The following is a 19529-nucleotide window of genomic DNA, read 5'->3' as shown; positions in this document are numbered from 1 at the left end:
GGCTCACCGCCCGGCGGCCCGCACGTCGCGCACGCCGAAATCCCATTGCGGGGTGGTGACGGGGTTGAGGTCGCTGCCGGGGAAGACGGCGAAGGTGGTGAAGGGCTGGCTTTGGCCGGGCAACACGCGCAGCACGATCAGCGCGCTGTCGCGGCCGACCTCCCGGCAGGTGCCGTTCGGGCAGTCGGAGAGCACGACGTCGAGGCGGAAGGATTGCAGGGGCACGTCGCCCTTGTTGGCGAGTTGGCCGGTGATGCGGTAGCTCGTCTTCGTCTGTCCGAGGCTCGCCTGCATGCCGGAAAGCACGAGATTGTCGGCGCTGAGCGCCGGAGGCGTGGCATCGGGCGCCGCTACATCGCCCGAGGGCGCGCGTTCCTCGACGAACCAGATGAGGAGCGCCGCGGTGAGGCCGATCGCGACCACGATGGTAAGGACGGGTTCAACCCAGCTTTGGAACCGCCGGAAGCGTAGTGCGAGATAGAGAATGGCCGCCGCCACGACTGCAAATGCCCAGATCATTCATGTCCTCCTGGGCATGATATAGCCTGCGCAGCCGGCAGCCGGAAGGGTTGCCCGGTTCAATTTGCCTTGAGGCTGATCCAGTAGGCCCCGTCGAAGGGCACCGCGGCGAAGCGCTCGTTGATTTCCTTCAGCGTCGCGTCCGGGTCGATGTCGGCGAAGATGTCCGGGCGCAGCCAGTGCGCGAAGGCCTCGGCGGCGAGGATGTTGAGCGGCACCGCGTTGAAGAAGTTCCAGAGACCGTGCACGCGCTCCTCCTTCACCGCCTTGATATCGGCGAGGATCGGTGCGGAGACCGCGCGCTTCAAGGTCGCCCGCGCCTCCTCGGGATCGACGCCGGGGCCGACGGAGAAGGTGCTGTAGGTGCCGCCCGGCGAGGCGGTCGCGATATAGACGTCCGGGTTTGCCGCGACGATGAACTCCGAATTGACGAGGCCGCCCTGCGGCGGCAGGCTTTCGGCGATGTTGCGGCTGCCGGTGATGGCGATGAAGGCGCCGAGCCCGCCGGTGCCATAGGCATAGCAGCACTTTTCCGGGTTCGGGAAGGCGTCCATCAGCACGGTCGGGCCGGGTTCGGGATGCTCTGCCACGAGATCGCGGATGCGCTTGACGCGTGCCTCGTAGAAGTCGGCGAAGGCGTTCGCCTGCTCCTCGCGGTTCAGCACCTTGCCGAGCAGGCGCATGTTGCCTGCGGTGTTGTTGAGGGCGTCGCTGTTGAAATCGACCACCACGACCGGAACGCCGGTCTGCTCCAGATAGCCGATCGCCTGCTTGCCGAGTTCCGTTTCCGCCTGCCAGTTGGCGAGAATGGCAAGGTCTGCCTTCAGCGACAGCGCCGCCTCGAAGGAGACGGTGATGCCGTCGCCGATGATCGCCACGTCCTCGATCTTCGGGAACTTCTCCTTGAAGCGGGCGAAGATTTCCGGGTTGTCGCCCTTCATGTCGCTTGCCCAGCCGGCGAGGATGCTCACCGGATCGGGATGGATGAGCGAGATCGCCACGAGGTTGAAGCCGCTGCCGAGCAGGATCGCCTTCGGTTCGGCGGGGATGGTCACCTCGCGGCCGAGGGCATCAGTCACGGTCAGCGGGTACTGGACCTCGGCGCGGGCGGCAAGGCTTGCCGCCAGCAGGAAGGCGGCGGTGAAGAAGGCGAGGAGACGGGTCATTGTTTTCTCAGTTCCGGCAGGGCGCAGAGTTCGCCGCAGCCGGGAATGCCCGGCAGCATGTAGCGCAGGCAGCAGACCTTGCGGCGACAGTGGGTGGTGCCTTCCGCCAATTCGTGGCGCAGGCAGCCGTGGAAGGGATTGCGGCTGCCATTGGCGAGAAGCGGGCAGTCGAAGAGCGGACGGGACGGCCAGTGGTCGTCGTCGCCCTCGGCAGGGGAGCGGTCGGTCGTGTTGAAGGCATAATCGATATAGACCGCCGCATTGTTCCAGGCGAGCTTCGGGGCGATGCCGGACTTCTCCTTGAGCAGGCCGACGGCGCGCGAAAGGTGGCAGTCCACCAGCGGCGTCACGAAATCGACGAGGCTGTCGCCGCCGCTCCAGTCGCCCTCGTGCGGCAGGCCGAAGGCGCGGGGCAGGCCGTCCTCGCCTATGGCGATGGTCATCTCGTCGAACGCGACGGGAAGGGTCATCTCCGCCCGGCGCGCGACGACATAGGGAATGGTCAGGGCCGAGAAATAATAGAGCGACCAGAACGAGGCGGCGGCCCGGCGGTCCGCATTGCCATGGCTGGCCGCATAGCGGTCGAGCGTTTCGCCGAACCCGTCGCCCGCCAGGAACTCGCCGAGCGGCATGGCGCCTTCGAGGTCCGACGAGAGCATCATCTTCTCGCCGCACCAGGCATGCTCACCGGTAAAGACCGCCCTCAGGCTGGGCCTGAAGGCGGTCTCGCCGTCCTGGGAGGAAAGGGTATTCAAGGGGTTACCACGAATATTTCAAGCTGCCGATGACCGTACGGCCCTGGTCACGGTAGCAGAAGCCGGCCGAGCATACGGGATCGCGGCGGTTGAAGAGGTTCGTGGCATTGACTTGCAGCTTGAGGCCCTCGAAGTCCTTGTTGATCGCGCCGAAATCGTAGTCGATCGATGCGTCGATCAGGGCGCGGGAATTGTTCCTCGTGGTGTTTTCGTCGCTGCCGTAGCTCGCGCCGGTGAAGCGCACGCCCGCGCCGAAGCCGAGGCCGGCGAGCGCGCCGTCTTCCGGCATCGTGTAGTGCGCCCAGAGCGAGGCCATGTGGCGCGGCACGGAGGAGACGTCATGGCCGAGGGTGGCGGCCGGCCCCTCGATGATCTTCGCCTGCGTATAGGTATAGGACGCGATCAGCGAGAGGCCGTTGTCGAGGCTCGTGGAGGCTTCGAGCTCGAGGCCGCGCGAGCGCAGCTTGCCGCGCTGCACCTGGATGTTCGCCGGGCCGGAGGGCAGGTTGACGACCTCGTAATAGAGGCCGTTCGACTGGTCGATGTTGAAGAGCGCGGCGGTCAGCAGCGTGTTGCTGTCCGGCAGCAGGTACTTCACGCCGATTTCCTGCTGCTCGCTTTCCGTCGGCTTGAAGGGATTGCCGGTTTCCAGGTTGATGCCCGCATTCGGCGAGAAGGCGGTCGAGTAGCTGGCATAGGGCGTGACGCCCCATTCCGTCTCGTAAGTCAGGCCGGCGCGCCAGGAGAAGGCGCGGTCGTCCTGGGAGATCGCACTAACGGCGCCGCTGGCAAGGTCGGTGTTGTCGGTGTCGGTCGAGACCCAGTCGTAGCGCCCGCCGAGCGTGAAGGTCAGCGCGTCGTAGCGGACCTGGTCCTGCAGGTAGAGACCGGTGATGAACTGGTCCTGCACCGTCTTCGTCTGGAAGGCGATCGGATCGACCGGGCGGCCCAGCGTCGGGTTGCGGCTGTCGAGCGGCGGCGTCGTGCCGCGGCCGTCGAGCGACTTCCAGCGGAGCTTGGTGAAGTCGATGCCGGCGAGGAGCGTGTGTTCCAGGGCGCCGGTATCGAATTTCGCTTCGAGCTGTTTGTCGATCGTATAGGTGTTCAGCCATTCCTCGAACGTGCCGGCGCTGTTGTCGAGCAGCAGCGGATCGACGGCGTTCGGCGCGTAGGCGAAGGTCCAGTCGGTATCGGTGTTCAGCCAGGAGGCGCGGGCGTTCTGGCGGAAGGTGAAGGTCTCGTTCAGGCGGCGCTCGAATTCGTAGCCGATGCGGCCCTGGCTCTGGACGGAGTCGTTATAGGCCGGGTTGCCGGCGAAGAAGTCGCTGACGGTAACGCCGTCGAAATAATATGCGGCGGTGCCACCCGTCTTGGTGCGGGAATATTCGCCGAGGATGGTCAGGCGCGTGTCCTCGTCCGGCTTCCAGGTGAAGGCCGGGGCGAGGTAGAGACGGTCGTCCGGAACGCCGACCTGTTCCGTATCGGCGCTGCGGGCAAGGCCGGTCAGGCGATAGTAGAACGGGTCGTCGTCATTGACCGGGCCGGAGAAATCGAACTGGCCCTGGTAGCGATTATGGCTGCCGTACTGCACCTGCACCTCGCGTAGCGCCTCCTCGGTCGGGCGCTTGCTGATGAGGTTGTAGAGGCCGCCCGCACCGGAAGCGCCGTAGAGCGCCGAGGACGGGCCGCGCAGGATGGAGACGCCCTCGAGGCCGTAGGGTTCGGTCTTGAACAGCGAGGAGCCGGCGCCCGGCTGGCGCAGGTTGTCGCGGAAGACGCCGGTGTAGGTCACGTCGAAGCCGCGGACCGTGAAACTGTCGAAGCGCGGATCGAAGCCGTACCCGCCGACGCGGGTGCCGGGCGTATAGGCGATCGTGTCGAGCAGGGTCTGCGGGTTGCGGTCTTCGAGCTGCTGCTTGGTGACGGAGGAAATCGACTGCGGCGTCTCGATGAACGGCGTGTCGATCTTCGCGCCCGTCGCGCTGCTCTTGCCGACATAGCCGTCCGCGTTGATCACCCCGCCGCTGCCGCCATCGACGACGATGTCCTCAAGGACGGTGGTGCCGCCGGCCGCGGCGCCCGCCTGATCCTGCGCGGCCGCCATCGTGGCCAGCGTGAGGAGGGAGGTGCCGGCAAGCGCAAGGCGAAGCATCGGGCGGAGAGGATTTTGCATGCGGATCGCTTTCTGATGACCAGTCTATAAGATGACTGTTTTCATCAGGATTATATGGGCCGCAACAAATTATATGACTCTTCCGGTCATGTTTTTCCCCCTGTTGCAGGGGTGCAACAGGAAATGTGGACGCGCTGCACTCAGAAGGCGAGGCTGCCGGCCATCAATGCAAGCACCAGGAAAATCAGGAAGATGGCGAGCGCGATCGCGAAGAGCACCTTAGCGATGGTGGCCGTGGCGGCCGAGACGCCGGAGAAGCCGAGGAAGCCGGCGATCAGCGATATGACGAGAAAAATCAGTGCCCATTTCAGCATGGTGAAGCCTCCGATACAGTCCGGGGAAAGACGCGCGGAAGGCAAAAAAGTTCCGGGACGCTGGTGCGCCCCGGCAAGGTGGCCGCTTTTGCGGCGGGGAGGATCACCCGTGATTGATCATGACGTGCCGGACGGCGGTGTAGTCCTCCAGCGCATAAATCGACATGTCCTTGCCGTAGCCCGACTGCTTGACGCCGCCATGCGGCATCTCGGTGGTCAGCATGAAATGCGTGTTGATCCAGGTGCAGCCGTATTGCAGGCGGGCGGCTGCCGTCATCGCCTTGCCGATGTCCTTCGTCCAGACGGAGGAGGCGAGGCCATAGTCGCTGTCGTTCGCCCAGGTGATCGCCTGGTCCGCCTCGGAAAAGCGGGTGACGGAGACGACGGGGCCGAAGACCTCGCGGCGCACGATCTCATCGTCCTGTGTGGCGCCGGCCACCACGGTCGGCTGGAAGAAGTAGCCGTCGTCGCTGCCGGCCCGGCCGCCGGTGGTGATCTCGATATGCTTCACCTCGGCGGCGCGCTCGACGAAGCTCGCCACGCGGTCGCGCTGGCGCTTGGAGATCAGCGGGCCGATCTCGTTCTGCGTGTCGTCCGGGTCGTTGTACTTGATGGTCGAGACGGCGGCCGAGAGGTCGGCGACCAGCTTCTCGTAGATGCCGTCCTGTGCGTAGATGCGGCAGGCGGCGGTGCAGTCCTGGCCGGCATTGTAGTAGCCGAAGGCGCGGATGCCCGACACGACGGCGTCGATGTCGGCATCGTCGAAGACGACGACCGGCGCCTTGCCGCCGAGTTCCAGATGCGTGCGCTTGACGGTCTTGGCGGCTGCCGCCAGCACCTTCTTGCCCGTCGCCACGTCGCCGGTGATCGAGACCATGTTGATCTTCGGGTGGTTGATGAGCGTGTTGCCGACCGTCTCGCCGCGCCCGAGCACGATGTTGACGACGCCTTCCGGCAGGATGTCGGCGAGGAGCTTCGCCATCTTCAGCGCCGTCAGCGGCGTCTGCTCGGAGGGCTTGAAGACCACGGTGTTGCCGCCGGCAATGGCGGGGGCCAGCTTCCAGGCCATCATCATCAGCGGATAGTTCCACGGCGCGATCGAGCCGACGATGCCGACCGGGTCGCGGCGCACCATGGAGGTGAAGCCGGGAAGGTATTCGGCAGCGACGGGGGCGTGCAGCGAGCGGATGGCGCCGGCGAAGAAGCGCCAGCAGTCGACGATGGCGGGCAGCTCGTCGTTGCGGGCGGCATTGATCGGCTTGCCGCAGTTCAGCGATTCCAGCGCGGCGAAGGCGTCGGCGTCCTTCTCGATGGCGTCGGCGATCTTCAGGAGGTAGCCGGAGCGCTCGGCGGGCGTGGTCGTCGCCCAGGAGACGAAGGCCTTTTCGGCGGCATCGACGGCGGCGTCGATCTGTGCGTGGGACGCTTCCGGCAGGTCGACGATCTTGCCGCCGGTCTTCGGGTTCAGGATGTGTTCCTCGGCCTCGGTGCCGGCCTCGAAGCGCGAGCCGATCAGCATCTGGGTGTCCATGGCGTTCTCCCTTGTCGTTTGGTTCATTTGCCGGCACCGGCGACCTGGTCGCCGTCGCGGGTGAGGTAGTAGGCGCCGAGGATCGGCAGGAAGGTGACGAGCACGACCACCATGGCGACGACGTTCGTCACCGGCCGCTGGCGGGGGCGCACCAGTTCCTCCAGCATCCAGATCGGCAGGGTCGATTGCTGGCCGGCGGTGAAGGTGGTCACGATGACCTCGTCGAAGGACAGCGCGAAGGCGAGCATGCCGCCGGCCAGAAGCGCCGTGCCGATGTTCGGCAGGATGATGTAGCGGAAGGTCTGGAAGCTGTCGGCGCCGAGGTCCATCGAGGCCTCGATCAAGGAGCCCGAGATGCGGCGGAAGCGGGCGACGGCATTGTTGTAGACGACCACGACGCAGAAGGTCGCGTGGCCGAGCACGATGGTCCAGAAGGAAAAGGGAATATCCGCGAAGGAAAAGGCCGAGCGCAGCGCGATGCCGGTGATGATGCCGGGCAGGGCGATCGGCAGGATGACGAGCAGCGAGACCGCCTCCCGGCCGAAGAACCGGGTGCGGGAAACGGCGGCGGCGCAGAGCGTGCCGAGCACCAGCGCAACGGCCGTCGAGATGGCGGCGACACGCACGGAAAGCCCCATCGCCTCCCAGACATCCGGCCGGTTCCAGGTCACGGCGAACCATTGCAGCGTATAGCCGGGCGGCGGGAACTGGTAGCTCTTTTCCTCCGTGGTGAAGGCATAGAGGAAGATGAGCAGGATCGGCAGGTGCAGGAAGGCAAGGCCGGCGCCGGCAGCGATCTTCAGGCCGAGCGGGGCGGAGGTGTTTCTGTCAGAGCGCATCGAAAGCCCCCTGTCGCTTGGCCATCCAGAGATAGAGGCCCATGATGACGATCGGCACGACGGAGAAGGCGGCGGCGAGCGGGATGTTGCCGGCCGTGCCCTGCTGGGCATAGACCGCCTGGCCGATGAACAACCGCGACGAGCCGATGATCTGCGGAATGATGTAGTCGCCCAGTGTCAGCGAGAAGGTGAAGATCGAGCCGGCGATGATGCCGGGCAGCGCCAGCGGAAAGAGCACGTAGCGGAAGGTCTGGCCGGGGTGGCCGCCGAGGTCGGCGGATGCCTCGATCAGGTTGCCCGGCACGCGCTCCAGCGAGGCCTGGATGGGCAGGATCATGAAGGGCATCCAGACATAGATGAAGACGATGAAGGTGCCGGTATAGCTGATCGACAGCGACGAACCGCCGACGACGGGGAGCGCCAGCCATGCATCGAGCAGCCAGAGCAGGTGCAGCTTGGCGAGCGCCCAGGTGACGATGCCCTCCTTGGCGAGGATCAGCTTCCAGGCGTAGATCTTGACCAGATAGCTCGACCAGAGCGGCAGCATGACGCCGAGATAGAAGACGACCTTCCACTTTCCCCTGGCGTAGCGCGCGGCATAGTAGGCGATCGGGAAGGCGATGACGGCGGAGGCCAGCGTCACCAGCACGGCCATGGTGACGGTGCGGATGATGATGTCGAAGTTCGACGGGATGAGCAGCTGCCGGTAGGTGGCGAGGGTGAACTCGTAATTGATCAGCCCGGAGAAATCGTCGATCGAGAAGAAGCTCTGCAGCAGCAGCGCGAAGAGCGAGCCGAGATAGATGATGCCGAGCCAGAGTAGCGGCGGCGTCAGCATCAGGAGCAGGAGGATCTTCGGGTTGCGCCAGAAGAAATCCGAAAGCCGCCCGGAGGCGCCTTGCCGGTGATCGAGGATGGAGGTGTCCGTGACGGTGCTCATTGCGCGCCATCCATGGTGTGCAGGTCTTCCGGTAGGAAGGAGAGGGTGACCGTCTCGCCCTGCGCCGGCACCGCGATCGAGGCCGGCAGCATGGCGGCGACCCGCGACCCGTTCGCCTCGACCGTCACGCGATTGGCCGCGCCGAGGAAGCTTGCCGCTGTCACGCGGCCGGAGAACGGCTTGCGGCCGGGGCCGTCGCCGAGCGTGACCGCCTCGGGCCTCAGGCTCGCATAGTGCTTGCCGAAGCCGAGGCTTTCCACGAAATCGGGCGGCAGCACGTTGGAGGAGCCGACGAAATCGGCGACGAAGCGCGTCTGCGGCCGCTTGTAGACGTCTTCGGGCGTGCCGAGCTGCTGTATCCTGCCGTCGCTGAAGACGGCGATGCGGTCGGCCATCGACAGCGCCTCGCCCTGGTCGTGGGTAACGAAGACGAAGGTGATGCCGAGGGATTTCTGCAGGGACTTCAGTTCTTCCTGCATCTGCTCGCGCAGTTTCAGGTCGAGCGCGCCGAGTGGCTCGTCGAGGAGGAGCACGCGGGGGCGGTTGACGAGGGCGCGGGCGAGCGCCACGCGCTGGCGCTGGCCGCCGGAGAGCTGGCCGGGCCGGCGCGCGCCGTAGCCAGGCAGCTTGACCATGGCGAGCGCATCCTCCGCCGCCTTCAGGCGCTCCGCCTTGCCGACGCCCTTGACCATCAGGCCGTAGGCGACGTTTTCGAGGATCGAGAGATGCGGGAAGAGAGCGTAGTCCTGGAACACCGTGTTGACGTTGCGCCGATAGGGCGGCACGCCCTCCGCCGTCTCGCCGAAGATCTCGATATGGCCCGCCGTCGGCTGCTCGAAGCCGGCCATCAGGCGCAGACACGTCGTCTTGCCGGAACCGGACGGCCCGAGCATGGCGAAGAACTCGCCCTCGGCAATGGCGAGATCCACGCTGTCGACGGCGCGGACAGTGCCGAAATGGCGGGATACTTGCTGGAACAGGACGGCGGTCATGGGGGCTCCCGGTGTATGTTGCCTGCCCCTCATCCGCCTGCCGGCACCTTCTCCCCGCAGGCGGGGAGAAGGAGGCACGAAGAGGCGTTCTCCGCTGTGGCATTCTGCCGTCGAAGCGAAACCTGTCGCGGGGCACGTTCCCTCTCCCCGCTTGCGGGGAGAGGGCTAGGGTGAGGGGCTGTTTTCAGCGCCCGCCGATCACGCCGATATAGTCGGAGACCCAGCGGTGATACGGCACGCATTCGCCCTGGCTTTCGCACTTGGTGACGGGCGTGCGCCAGAAGGCGATCTTGTCGAAGTTCTCGAAGCCGTTGGTCTTGCAGCCTTCGTCGGTCAGGAGCGCATTGCCCTTGCAGGCGGCCGGGACCGAGGGAACGGCGCCGAACCAGGCGGCCGCATCGCCCTGCACCTTGGCGGACAGCGAGTGTTCCATCCACATATAGGCGCAGTTCGGGTGCTGGCTTTCGGCATGCAGCATGGTCGTGTCCGACCAGCCCGTCACGCCCTCTTCCGGGAAGGTCGAGGCGATCGGCTGCTTTTCCGCCTGCATCAGGTTGACCTGGAAGGGCCAGGAACCGGAGGCGACGACGCCCTCGTTCTTGAAGTCGTCGATCTGGATCATGGCGTCGTGCCAGTAGCGGCCGACGAGCGTGCGCTGGACGCGCAGCAGATCGAGCGCGGCCTTGTACTGGTCTTCGTTGAGTTCGTAGGGGTTCTTGATGCCGAGGTCCGGCTTGTGCGCCATCAGGTACTGGGCGGCGTCGGCAATATGGATCGGGCCGTCATAGGCCTGCACGCGGCCCTTGTTGGACTTGCCGTCCGGCAGCGTCATCTCCTCGAAGACGACCTTCCAGCTCTTCGGCGCCTCGCCCTTGAAGGCTTCGGTGTTGTACATCAGCACGTTCGGCCCCCAGAGATAGGGCGTGCCGTAGTGGACGCCGTTCACGGTATGCCAGGGCGCGTTCTGCAGGCGCTCGTCGATGGTTTTCCAGCTCGGGATGAGGTCGGTGTTGATCGGCTGGATGCGCTTTCCAGCGACGAGGCGGAGCGAGGCGTCGCCCGAGGCGGTGACGAGGTCGAAGCCGCCCTCGTTCATCAGCGCAACCATTTCGTCAGAGGTCGCCGCGGTCTTGACCGTCACCTTGCAGCTCGTCTTCTTCTCGAATTCGGTGACCCAGTCGTAATTCTTGTCCGTTTCGCCGCGCTCGATATAGCCGGCCCAGGCGACGATCGACACTTCGCCTTCGCCCGCGCCAAGCTCCTTCAGCGGCTCCTGGGCGATGGCGGCGGTAGTGAAGGCGAGCGAAAGGGTAAGCGCGGTGCAGGAATGCAGAAGTCGCTTCATGACAGTCTCCCGGTTTGATCCGCTTCAAGGCGGTATTGTTCCCGGATGAAAAGGTGCCGCGATTTCGCCGCTTTCGCAAATTCATTAATCAGAATGTCGTTATCGGAAATTCCGAAACCTACCGTCCCCGCCCGCTCCGCAATGCCTCTGCCAGTCCCACGAAATCGCGCGCGGCCTGCGGCAGGCTGGAGCCCTTGCGCCAGACCATGCCGACCTGGACGACCGGCAGCGCGCCGGAGACGTCGCGGCTTTCGATGCGGTCGCCTTCCAGCGACCAGGGGCGATAGACGAGATCGGGGAGCAGCGCGATGCCCGCGCCGGTGGCGACGAGGCTGCGCACCGCTTCCACCGAGCGGGTGCGGAAGGCGACATGTGGGCGCGCGCCGAGGGCGCTCAGGAGCTTGCCGGTGTTCTCCTCGATTTCGTCCACCGTCAGCATGATCAGCGGTTCTTTCGCGATGTCGCTGACGGAGATGATGTCCGCCGAGACGAGGGGGTGGCCGATCGGCAGCCAGAGCCGGTAGGGCGAAGTCTCGATGATTTCCGCCTGCAGCGCCATGCGGTCGCGCAGGTTCGAGATGACCATGACTGCGACGTCCAGTTCGCCGCCCACCAGCAGGTGTTCCAGATAGGAGCCGTTGTCCTCGATGGCGCTGACATCGATGCCGGGGAAGGCGCGGCGGTAGCGCGAGAGGAGGTCGGAGAGCACGTAGCCGGCGACCAGCGAGGTGACGCCGAGGTTGAGCTGGCCCTTTTCCGCCGTGCGGTTGTCCGAGAAGGAGCGGCGCGCATCCGAGACGTCGGCGAGGATCTTCGTCGCGTGGCGCAGGAACTGGTGGCCGTTGTGGGTCGTCGTCAGGCCGCGCGGATGGCGGTCGAAGAGCTCCACGCCGAGATCCGATTCGAGTTCCTTGATCGCCTCGGTGATCGAGGATTGCGAGATCGAGAGATTCTGCGCCGCGCGCGTTACAGAACCCTGCTCTGCGACGGCGACGAAATACTGCAGTTGCCGGAAGGTGAATGCCATGGCGGCAGTTAATATGCGCCGCGGGCGCGACGCAAGGCGAATGGCTGCGGATGGGCATCGCCAGGCATTCCCCGCCCTCGGTTCCTGGGATAAGCTCCGGCAACCGATGCGCGACCTGCAGGAGAGGACATGCCCCCGTTCGAGATGATGCTTGCCTTTTTCGTGACGACGGCGGTCTTCGCCTATATGCCGGGACCGGCCATGCTCTATGCCGCGGCGCAGACCATCGCGCGCGGACGCCGCTCGGGGCTGATGGCGAGCCTTGGCATTCATCTCGGCGGCTATGCCCATGTGCTTGCCGCCGCCGCCGGCTTGACGGCGCTTTTCCACGCCGTTCCCGCGCTCTATCTCGCGGTCAAGCTGCTCGGCGCCCTCTACCTCATCTGGCTCGGCATCGCCATGTTCCGGGCAAAGGCCGAGGCGCCGGCGCTGGCATCCGGCGAACAGGCGCGTAAAAGCGGCCGGCGTGCCTTCGTCGAAAGCGTTTCCGTCGAGGTGCTCAATCCCAAGACGGCGATCTTCTTCCTCGCCTTCCTGCCGCAATTCGTCGATCCGTCGGCGGCGCTGCCGGTCTGGGCGCAGCTCCTCGTCCTCGGCACGGTGGTAAATCTGATGTTCACTTCCGCGGACATCGTCTGCGTGCTGCTGGCCGGCGCGATCGCCACGCGGCTGAAAGGCTCCGCGCGGGTGCAAAAGACGATGCAGCGGGTCGGCGGCACGATCCTTGTCGGGCTCGGCCTCAACCTCGCCTTCCAGAAGACCTGATCCGAACGGAACCCACCATGACCGAACGTCCCATGCCGACCGAGGAGGGTATTCTGGCCTTCCACAAGCGTTGCGAGGATTTCTATCCGGCCGATGCCGTCGATGCGGATATCGTCCAGCAGCGCGCCTGGTACGATGCGCTCTGCGCCGCCTTCGATGCGCCGCCGCCGGCCGGAATGGCCAAGGCGGGCGGGCTGGTCGCAGGGCGCATCCCGGTCCGCCGTTACAGGCCGGCGGAGGTCACTTCCCAAACGCGCCTCTTCTACATCCACGGCGGCGGCTTCGTCGTCGGCTCGCTGGAGAGCCACGACGCCATCTGCGCCGAGATATCGCAGGCGGCCGGCGCCGAACTTGTCTCCATCGACTACCGCCTTTCGCCGGAACACGTCTGGCCCGCCGCCTTCGACGATTGCTGGGCCGTGCTGGTCGAGCTTCTTCTGGAGAACCATCCGGTTGTGGTGATCGGCGACAGCGCCGGCGGCAATCTGGCGGCCGGCATCGTGCTGAAGGCGCGCGATGAGGGGCTGAAGGGCATTGCCGGGCAGGCGCTGGTCTATCCGGGCCTTGGCGGCGACCTCGTCTCCGGCTCCTATGTGGATATGGCGCGAGCGCCGGGTCTTTCGACCGCCGACGTCGCCTACTATCGCGAGATCTATAAGGCGCCGGAAGACGCGGTGCACGCCTATCCGCTGCGGGCGGAAAACCTTGCCGGCCTGCCGCCGGCCTTCATCACCGGCGCATATTTCGATCCGCTGCGCGACGATGCGCGCGCCTATGCGGCGCGGCTCGCGCTTTCCGGCGTGCCCGTGGAATTCCGCGAGGAGAAGCAGATGATCCATGCCTGGCTGCGCGCCCGCTTCATGAGCGAGGGGGCGAAGGCCGGCTTTGCGGCGCTGTGCGATGCCGTGCGACGGATGGCCAATCCATGAGCGGCGTCACCGATCTCGCCGAATTGCTGGCGACGATGGAGCCGGCGCTCACGGAGGGCAGCTTCGTCTATGCGAGCGTGCCGGCGGCCGATCTCGCCGCGCATCTCGCCCGCGGGCCGATCGGCCTGTTCCGCGAGGAGGAGGGCATCACGCTGATCCTGCCGGCCGACGCCGCGGAGGGGCTTGCCGCCAGCGCGCCGATGCGCATGCTCACGCTCACCGTGCATTCCTCGCTGGAGGCGGTCGGGCTGACGGCGGCCTTCGCGACGGCACTGACCAAAGCGGGCATCAGCGCCAACGTGGTTGCCGGCTACCATCACGACCATATATTCGTGCCGGAAATAGATGCAGAACGGGCGCTCGAAACGCTGCGGGATCTATCCCGCACAGCGCGTGAAAAAGGAGATGCGTGATGATATCAGGGCAATTTGCAGGTGCGGTGCTGATCGTCGGCCTGATGGCCGGGCTGCCGTCGGTTGCGTCGGCCGAGGACGCTCCGGCCCCCATTCCGGCCTGCGCCCTGTCGGGTTCGAAGAGCGTCTTCATCGGCGGCGCGCCGGCTTTGCGCCTGTCCGATGTCGTCAACTGCCCGCCGGAACTCTACGAGATCGTGCCGAGCGTCATGATCGAGGGCCAGCCCATGGTGAAGTTCCGCACCGGCGTCGGCGAGAAGGGCAATTGCACGGCGCGCGGCGAGGAGACGGTGAGCGTCGAAGGCGAATCCGCCAGCCGCCTCGGGGATGTGGCCTGCACGCAGAATTGAAGCGCGGGGAGGAGGGAGTTTGCCCCTCACCCTAACCCTCTCCCCGCAATCGCGGAGAGGGGACGCGCCCCACGCAACGGTGAAGGTTTGGGAAACCGGTGCGGCAAATTTCCTTCTCCCCGCTTGCGGGGAGAAGGTGGCCGGCAGGCCGGATGAGGGGCGTTTTGCGCATGGCAACGGGCGGCCGGAGCCGCCCGCTTGTTTCAGTTCCCCGCGCTTTCCATGCGCCGCGTCGTCAGCACCCGTTCCAGCCAGCCGATCTCCATTTCGGGAACGGATTTCAGCAGGAGGTCCGTGTAGTCGTCGAACGGCGGCGAGAGCACCTTGGATTTCGGCCCGAAGCGCACGAGCCGTCCCCTGTGCATCACGGCCACGCTGTCGGCGATCGCGCGCACGATGGCGATGTCGTGGGTGATGAACATGTAGGAGACCTGCGTCTCCTCCTGCAGCTTCATGAGAAGCTTCAGGATGCCTTCCGCCACCAGCGGGTCGAGCGCGGAGGTCGGCTCGTCGCAGAGGATGAGTTCCGGCTGGGCCGCCAGCGCCCTGGCGATCGCCACGCGCTGCTTCTGGCCGCCCGAGAGCTCGGCGGGATAGCGGTCGGCGAAGCGGCCGCCCATCTCGATCTGCTCCAAGAGTTCCTTCACCCGCTCCGTCTTTTTGGCGCCGCGCATGCCGTAGTAGAAGGTGAGCGGACGGCCGATGATGTCGCGCACCGTCTGGCGCGGGTTCATCGCGGTATCGGCCATCTGGTAGATCATCTGGACGCGGCGCAGTTCGTCGTTCGCCCGGCCCTTCAGCGCCTTCGGCAGGGGCTTGCCGTCGAAGCCGATCGTGCCCTCCTGCGGTGGCAGCAGGCCGGTGATGACGCGGGCGAGGGTGGATTTGCCCGAGCCCGATTCGCCCACCACCGCCAGCGTCTGGCCTTTGGGAAGGTGCAGCGAGACGTTCTCCAGTACCCTGAAGCCGTTGCCGTAGCCGGCCGTGATGTTCTCGACCTTCAGGAGCGTGTCCGTCTGGTCGGGCGCCTCGTCGCGCTTCGTGCCGCGCACATTGACCAATGCGCGGGTATAGTCCTCCCTCGGCGCCTCGATGATCTGCTTGACCGGGCCGTATTCCACCATCTTGCCGTGCCGGAGCACGAGGATGTCGTCCGTGATCTGCGCCACGACGGCAAGGTCGTGGGTGATGTAGAGCGCGGCGGTGTGGGTCTCCTCGATGGCATGCTTGATCGCGGCGAGCACGTCGATCTGCGTGGTCACGTCGAGCGCCGTCGTCGGCTCGTCGAAGACGATGAGCTCGGGATTGGGGCAGAGCGCCATGGCTGTCATGGCGCGCTGCAACTGGCCGCCCGAGACCTGGTGGGGATAGCGCTGGCCGAAGGTTTCCGGGTTCGGCAGGCCGAGCACCTTGAAGAGGTAGAGCGCACGCTTTTCCGCTTCAGCGCGGCTCATGATGCCGTGTTTCAGCGAGGCCTCTATCACCTGTTCGCCGAGCCGGTGGGCGGGGTTGAAGGCGGCGGCCGCCGACTGGGCGACGTAGCAGACCTTGCAGCCGCGCACCTTGCGGATGCCGGAGGGCGAGAGCTTCAGCAGGTCCTCGCCGTTGAGCTTGACCTCGCCGCCGGTGATGCGCACCCCGCCGCGCCCGTAGGCGAGCGCGGTGAGGCCGATGGTGGACTTGCCGGCGCCGGATTCGCCGATGAGGCCGAGCACCTTGCCCTTCTCGACGTCGAAGTTCACGCCCTCGACGAGGGTCACGGTGCGCGGCGGCTCGCCGGGCGGATAGCTGGTTGCCTCGATCTTGAGGTCGCGGACGGAGAGAAGATCAGGCATCGCCGCGTCCCCCTTTCAGGCTCGAGGTGCGTTTCATCAGCCAGTCGACGACAAGGTTGACGCAGATGGCCAGCCCCGCGATCGCGCCGCCCGGAATGAGGGCGGCCGAAATGCCGAAGATGATGCCGTCCTTGTTGTCCTTGACCATGCCGCCCCAGTCGGCAGCCGGCGGCTGGATGCCGAGGCCGAGGAAGGAGAGGGTGGAGAGGAACAGGATCGAGAAGGCGAAGCGCAGGCCGAATTCGGCAAGCAGCGGCGAGAGCGTGTTGGGCAGGATCTCCCGGAAGATGATCCACCCCGTGCCTTCGCCGCGCAGCCGCGCGGCCTCCACGAACTCCATGACCGCCACGTCGAGCGCCACGGCGCGGCCGATGCGGTAGACGCGCGTCGAGTCGAGGATCGCCATGACGAGGATGAGGATCCAGAGCTGCTGGGGCAGAACCGCCAGCACGACGAGGGCGAAGATCAGCGTCGGGATCGCCATCATCAGGTCGTTGAAGCGCGAGAAGGCCTGGTCGACCAGCCCGCCCGTCACGGCCGCGGTGAAGGACAGCAGCATGCCGAGCGAGAAGGAAAGTACGGTCGCCGCCAAGGCCACGAAGATCGTGGTGCGGGCGCCGAAGATCAGCCGCGAGAAGAGGTCGCGGCCGAGATTGTCGGTACCGAGCAGGTAGTCGCCGCCCATCGGCAGCCAGACGGCACCGACGATCTCGCTCTCGCCATAGGGCGCGATGAGGGGGGCGAAGATGGCGCAGAACACGGCGAGCACGATGCCCAGCATGCCGATCCACGCGCTGACGGGAATGGTGGAAAGTCTCATCGCGGATGCCTCAATCTGGGGTTCGCGATGATCGCAAGGATATCGGCGAACATGTTGAGGAAGATGTAGAAGGCGGCGAAGATCAGGCCGCAGGCCTGTACCACCGGCATGTCGCGCACCGTCACGGCGTCGACCATGTACTGGCCCATGCCGGGATAGACGAAGACCACTTCCACGACGACGACGCCGACCACGAGATAGGCAAGGTTCAGCGCGATGACGTTGATGACCGGGGCGACGGCGTTCGGCGCGGCGTGCTTGGCGATGATGCGCAGGCTCGACAGGCCCTTCAGCTCCGCCGTCTCGACATAGGCAGACGACATGACGTTGAGGATGGCGGCCCGCGTCATGCGCATCATGTGGGCGAGCACGACGAGGACGAGCGTTGCCGTGGGCAGCGCGATGGCCGACAGCCGCTGGCCGATCGTCATCGAGTCGTAGACCGTCGCCGGGAAGGTCGCGACGCCCATCTGCACGGCGAAGAACAGGATCAGCAGGTAGCCGACGAAGAATTCCGGCAGGGAAATCGCCGCCAGCGAGATGACGTTGATGATCTTGTCCGGCAGGCGGTTCCTGTATTGCACCGCGAGCATGCCGAGGCCGACGGCGAGCGGCACGGAGATGATCGCCGCGAAGAAGGCGAGGAACAGCGAATTGCCGAGGCGCTTGCCGATCTGTTCGCTGACCGAATTCTTCGAGGCCCAGGATTTGCCGAAATCGCCCTGGATGGCGCCGCCGAGCCAGTTGAAGTAGCGGGTGGTGGCCGGTTGGTCGAGGCCGAGGTCCTTGCGGATGTTCTCCACGGCCTGCGGGGTCGCGGACTGGCCGAGATAGGTCGTCGCGAAGTCGCCGGGCAGGGCCTCCACGCCGCCGAAGATCATCAGCGACACGGCGAAGAGCAAGGCCACGCTGAGCGCGAGGCGTTGCAGGATGAGCGCGGCGAGGGGGCTCTTCTTGCTGAGTTTCGCCCAGAACGAAGGCGAGCCTTCGGTGGCTGGGATTCCCGTGGACGCAACCGACCCGGCAGCGCCGGCAGACTGCGGGCTATCGCCCGCAGCCGCCGTCGCCGTCAGTTCCGGACCGTGCGCCGGTCCGCCGCCGGCCATCAGGCTTCCAGCCACACGCGGGTTGCGACATAGCCGTTCGACATGTCGTTGCCGATGTCGTGCACGTAGCCCTTCACCTGCTTGGAGCAGGCGTTCACGAAGTCGTTGAACATCGGCAGGATGAGGCCACCTTCATCACGCACCATCGTGGCCATGGTGCGGTACATGTCCTTGCGCTTGGCCTCGTCGAGTTCCGAGCGGGCCTCGAGCAGCAGCTTGTCGAAGTCCGGCCGCAGGAAGCGCGTGTCGTTCCAGTCCGCCGTCGAGAGATAGGCGGTGGAATACATCTGATCCTGCGTCGGGCGACCGCCCCAGTAGGAGGTCGAGAAGGGCTGCACGTTCCAGACGTTCGACCAGTAGCCGTCGCCGGGTTCGCGCTTCACCTCGATCTCGATGCCGGCCTTCTTGGCGCTCTCCTGGTAGAGGACGGCGGCGTCCACCGCGCCGGGGAAAGCGACGTCCGACGTGCGCAGCAGCACGGAGCCGCTATGGCCGGACTTCTTGTAGTGGAAGGCGGCCTTGTCGGGATCGTAGGCGCGCTGCTCCATGCCTTCCGGGAAGAGGGCATAGGTCTCGTTGATCGGGAAGTCGTTGCCGATCTTGCCGTAGCCGCCGAGCACCTTTTCCAGCATGGTCTCGCGGTCCATCGCGTATTTCAGCGCAAGGCGCAGGTCGACATTGTCGAACGGCGCCGTGTTGCAATGCATGATGAACACGTAGTGGCCGCGGCCCGAGGTGGAGAGAATCTCCACGGTCGGCGCGCGCTTCAGGAGATCGACGGTCTTGGGATCGACGCGGTTGATGTAGTGCACCTGGCCGGAGGAAAGCGCGGCGATGCGCGCCGTCGCGTCGTTCATGTTGATGATTTCGATGCTGTCGACGAAGCCGCGATCCTGGCGCCAGTCGTTCTGGTTGCGCTCGAACGTGGCGCGCACGCCGGGCTCGAAGCTCGTCATCTTGTAGGGGCCGGTGCCGTTGGCCGAGGTCGGGTCGTCATAGCCGCCGTTCGGCTGGATGACGAGGTGATAGTCGGTCAGAAGCAGCGGCAGGTCGGCATTGCCTTCCGTCAGCGTCAGCACGAGGTTCTCGCCGTCGGCCTTGATCTCCTTGATCGACTTCATGACGCCGAGCGCGCCCGATTCCGATTTCTCGTCGGTATGGCGCTGCAGAGTCTTGATGACGTCGTCGAGGGTGAGGTCCTTGCCGTCGTGGAACTTCACGCCCTTGCGGATCTTGAAGGTCCAGGTGGAGGCGTCGGCGGACGGCTCCCAGGATTCGGCAAGCGCCGGCACGGGCTGACCGGTCAGCGGCTCGGATTCCACCAGCATGTCGCCCCAGCAACGGCCGATGCAGAACATGACCTGCGACAGGAACTTCGCGGGATCGTTGGAGTCCGTCGCCGAGCCGCCTTCGAGGCCGAGCTTGAGATGGCCGCCGCGCTTGGGCTCCTGTGCCTTGGCGGCGGTGTCGAACATGGTGCCGGCGACGGCGAGCGTGATGCCGAAGGCTGCGGCGCGGCCCATGAACTCGCGGCGGTTCATCTTGCCGAGCGAGACCTGGCTGGTGAGGTATTTTGTGTAGTCCGTCATTCCCCTGTTCCCTTTGCTGGCCCAATTTTTTGAGCATTTGTCGTTATGATTGGCAGAATTTCTGGTTTTCGCCTCTAAGGCAACCTTACGATCGGTTTTTATGCCCCCAGAAGCGTATTTT

19 protein-coding genes are annotated in these 19529 nt (G+C 65.6%); 4 read left to right on the top strand and 15 right to left on the bottom strand.

Going from position 1 to position 19529, the window contains the following annotated elements:
* Window positions 1-3: 3 nt before the first annotated feature.
* The 11 genes from Q9316_RS12000 to Q9316_RS11950 form a co-directional block, all read right to left on the bottom strand.
* Window positions 4-519, bottom strand: coding sequence for a hypothetical protein (locus Q9316_RS12000; protein WP_306031846.1), 516 nt, complete (start codon window positions 517-519; stop codon window positions 4-6).
* 59 nt (window positions 520-578) lie between these two features.
* Window positions 579-1685, bottom strand: coding sequence for an ABC transporter substrate-binding protein (locus tag Q9316_RS11995; RefSeq protein WP_306031845.1), 1107 nt, complete (start codon window positions 1683-1685; stop codon window positions 579-581).
* Entirely contained in the window at window positions 1682-2347 is a 666-nt protein-coding gene (gene fhuF, locus Q9316_RS11990; protein WP_306035287.1) for a siderophore-iron reductase FhuF, read from the bottom strand. The genes Q9316_RS11995 and fhuF overlap by 4 nt, the downstream gene beginning before the upstream one ends.
* Window positions 2348-2444: 97 nt before the next feature.
* Window positions 2445-4613 carry a TonB-dependent siderophore receptor gene (locus Q9316_RS11985; protein WP_371877908.1) on the bottom strand — a complete coding sequence of 723 codons (2169 nt, stop codon included), beginning with the start codon at window positions 4611-4613 and terminating at the stop codon, window positions 2445-2447.
* A 140-nt stretch (window positions 4614-4753) separates the two neighbouring features.
* A complete protein-coding gene (locus tag Q9316_RS11980; RefSeq protein WP_306031844.1) occupies window positions 4754-4927 on the bottom strand; it encodes a DUF1328 domain-containing protein in 174 nt (57 codons plus the stop codon).
* A 103-nt stretch (window positions 4928-5030) separates the two neighbouring features.
* Entirely contained in the window at window positions 5031-6458 is a 1428-nt protein-coding gene (locus Q9316_RS11975; protein ID WP_306031842.1) for a gamma-aminobutyraldehyde dehydrogenase, read from the bottom strand.
* Between the two features lie 23 nt (window positions 6459-6481).
* Window positions 6482-7297, bottom strand: a complete 816-nt coding sequence (locus tag Q9316_RS11970) for an ABC transporter permease (protein ID WP_306031841.1) — start codon at window positions 7295-7297, stop codon at window positions 6482-6484.
* On the bottom strand, window positions 7287-8237 hold the full coding sequence (locus Q9316_RS11965; RefSeq protein ID WP_306031840.1) for an ABC transporter permease: 951 nt from the start codon (window positions 8235-8237) through the stop codon (window positions 7287-7289). Before Q9316_RS11965 ends, Q9316_RS11970 begins: the two co-directional genes overlap by 11 nt.
* A complete protein-coding gene (locus Q9316_RS11960) occupies window positions 8234-9229 on the bottom strand; it encodes an ABC transporter ATP-binding protein (protein WP_306031839.1) in 996 nt (331 codons plus the stop codon). The genes Q9316_RS11965 and Q9316_RS11960 overlap by 4 nt, the downstream gene beginning before the upstream one ends.
* 184 nt (window positions 9230-9413) lie before the next feature.
* The gene (locus tag Q9316_RS11955) at window positions 9414-10574 is read right to left on the bottom strand and encodes an ABC transporter substrate-binding protein (protein ID WP_306031838.1); all 1161 of its coding nucleotides are present in this window, start codon (window positions 10572-10574) and stop codon (window positions 9414-9416) included.
* A 118-nt stretch (window positions 10575-10692) separates the two neighbouring features.
* Complete coding sequence (locus Q9316_RS11950) at window positions 10693-11601, bottom strand: LysR family transcriptional regulator (RefSeq protein WP_306031837.1); 909 nt, start codon at window positions 11599-11601, stop codon at window positions 10693-10695.
* A gap of 129 nt (window positions 11602-11730) precedes the next feature.
* Between Q9316_RS11950 and Q9316_RS11945 the strand changes: the two genes are divergently transcribed.
* The 4 genes from Q9316_RS11945 to Q9316_RS11930 are packed head-to-tail and all read left to right on the top strand — an operon-like array spanning window position 11731 to window position 14058.
* Window positions 11731-12366 carry a LysE family translocator gene (locus Q9316_RS11945; protein ID WP_306031836.1) on the top strand — a complete coding sequence of 212 codons (636 nt, stop codon included), beginning with the start codon at window positions 11731-11733 and terminating at the stop codon, window positions 12364-12366.
* 17 nt (window positions 12367-12383) lie between these two features.
* Window positions 12384-13295 carry an alpha/beta hydrolase gene (locus Q9316_RS11940; protein WP_306031835.1) on the top strand — a complete coding sequence of 304 codons (912 nt, stop codon included), beginning with the start codon at window positions 12384-12386 and terminating at the stop codon, window positions 13293-13295.
* Window positions 13292-13708 (top strand): ACT domain-containing protein, encoded by a 417-nt coding sequence (locus Q9316_RS11935; protein ID WP_306031833.1) that lies wholly within the window; start codon window positions 13292-13294, stop codon window positions 13706-13708. Before Q9316_RS11940 ends, Q9316_RS11935 begins: the two co-directional genes overlap by 4 nt.
* The gene (locus tag Q9316_RS11930) at window positions 13708-14058 is read left to right on the top strand and encodes a PAAR domain-containing protein (RefSeq protein ID WP_306031832.1); all 351 of its coding nucleotides are present in this window, start codon (window positions 13708-13710) and stop codon (window positions 14056-14058) included. Before Q9316_RS11935 ends, Q9316_RS11930 begins: the two co-directional genes overlap by 1 nt.
* 203 nt (window positions 14059-14261) lie before the next feature.
* Here the strand turns inward: Q9316_RS11930 and Q9316_RS11925 are convergent, their stop codons facing one another.
* From Q9316_RS11925 to Q9316_RS11910, 4 genes are read right to left on the bottom strand one after another with little or no spacing between them, the layout of a single operon-like run.
* Window positions 14262-15893: an ABC transporter ATP-binding protein gene (locus tag Q9316_RS11925; protein WP_306031831.1), complete on the bottom strand. Its 1632-nt coding sequence runs from the start codon at window positions 15891-15893 to the stop codon at window positions 14262-14264.
* Window positions 15886-16713, bottom strand: a complete 828-nt coding sequence (locus tag Q9316_RS11920) for an ABC transporter permease (RefSeq protein WP_306031830.1) — start codon at window positions 16711-16713, stop codon at window positions 15886-15888. The genes Q9316_RS11925 and Q9316_RS11920 overlap by 8 nt, the downstream gene beginning before the upstream one ends.
* Window positions 16710-17819 carry an ABC transporter permease gene (locus tag Q9316_RS11915; protein ID WP_371877907.1) on the bottom strand — a complete coding sequence of 370 codons (1110 nt, stop codon included), beginning with the start codon at window positions 17817-17819 and terminating at the stop codon, window positions 16710-16712. Before Q9316_RS11915 ends, Q9316_RS11920 begins: the two co-directional genes overlap by 4 nt.
* Window positions 17819-19408 (bottom strand): ABC transporter substrate-binding protein, encoded by a 1590-nt coding sequence (locus Q9316_RS11910; RefSeq protein ID WP_306031828.1) that lies wholly within the window; start codon window positions 19406-19408, stop codon window positions 17819-17821. The genes Q9316_RS11915 and Q9316_RS11910 overlap by 1 nt, the downstream gene beginning before the upstream one ends.
* Window positions 19409-19529 lie beyond the last annotated feature (121 nt).

It is taken from the genome of Shinella zoogloeoides, from assembly GCF_030733845.1.
Taxonomy (GTDB): domain Bacteria; phylum Pseudomonadota; class Alphaproteobacteria; order Rhizobiales; family Rhizobiaceae; genus Shinella; species Shinella zoogloeoides_C.
This window is presented reverse-complemented; position numbering and strand designations above follow the sequence as displayed.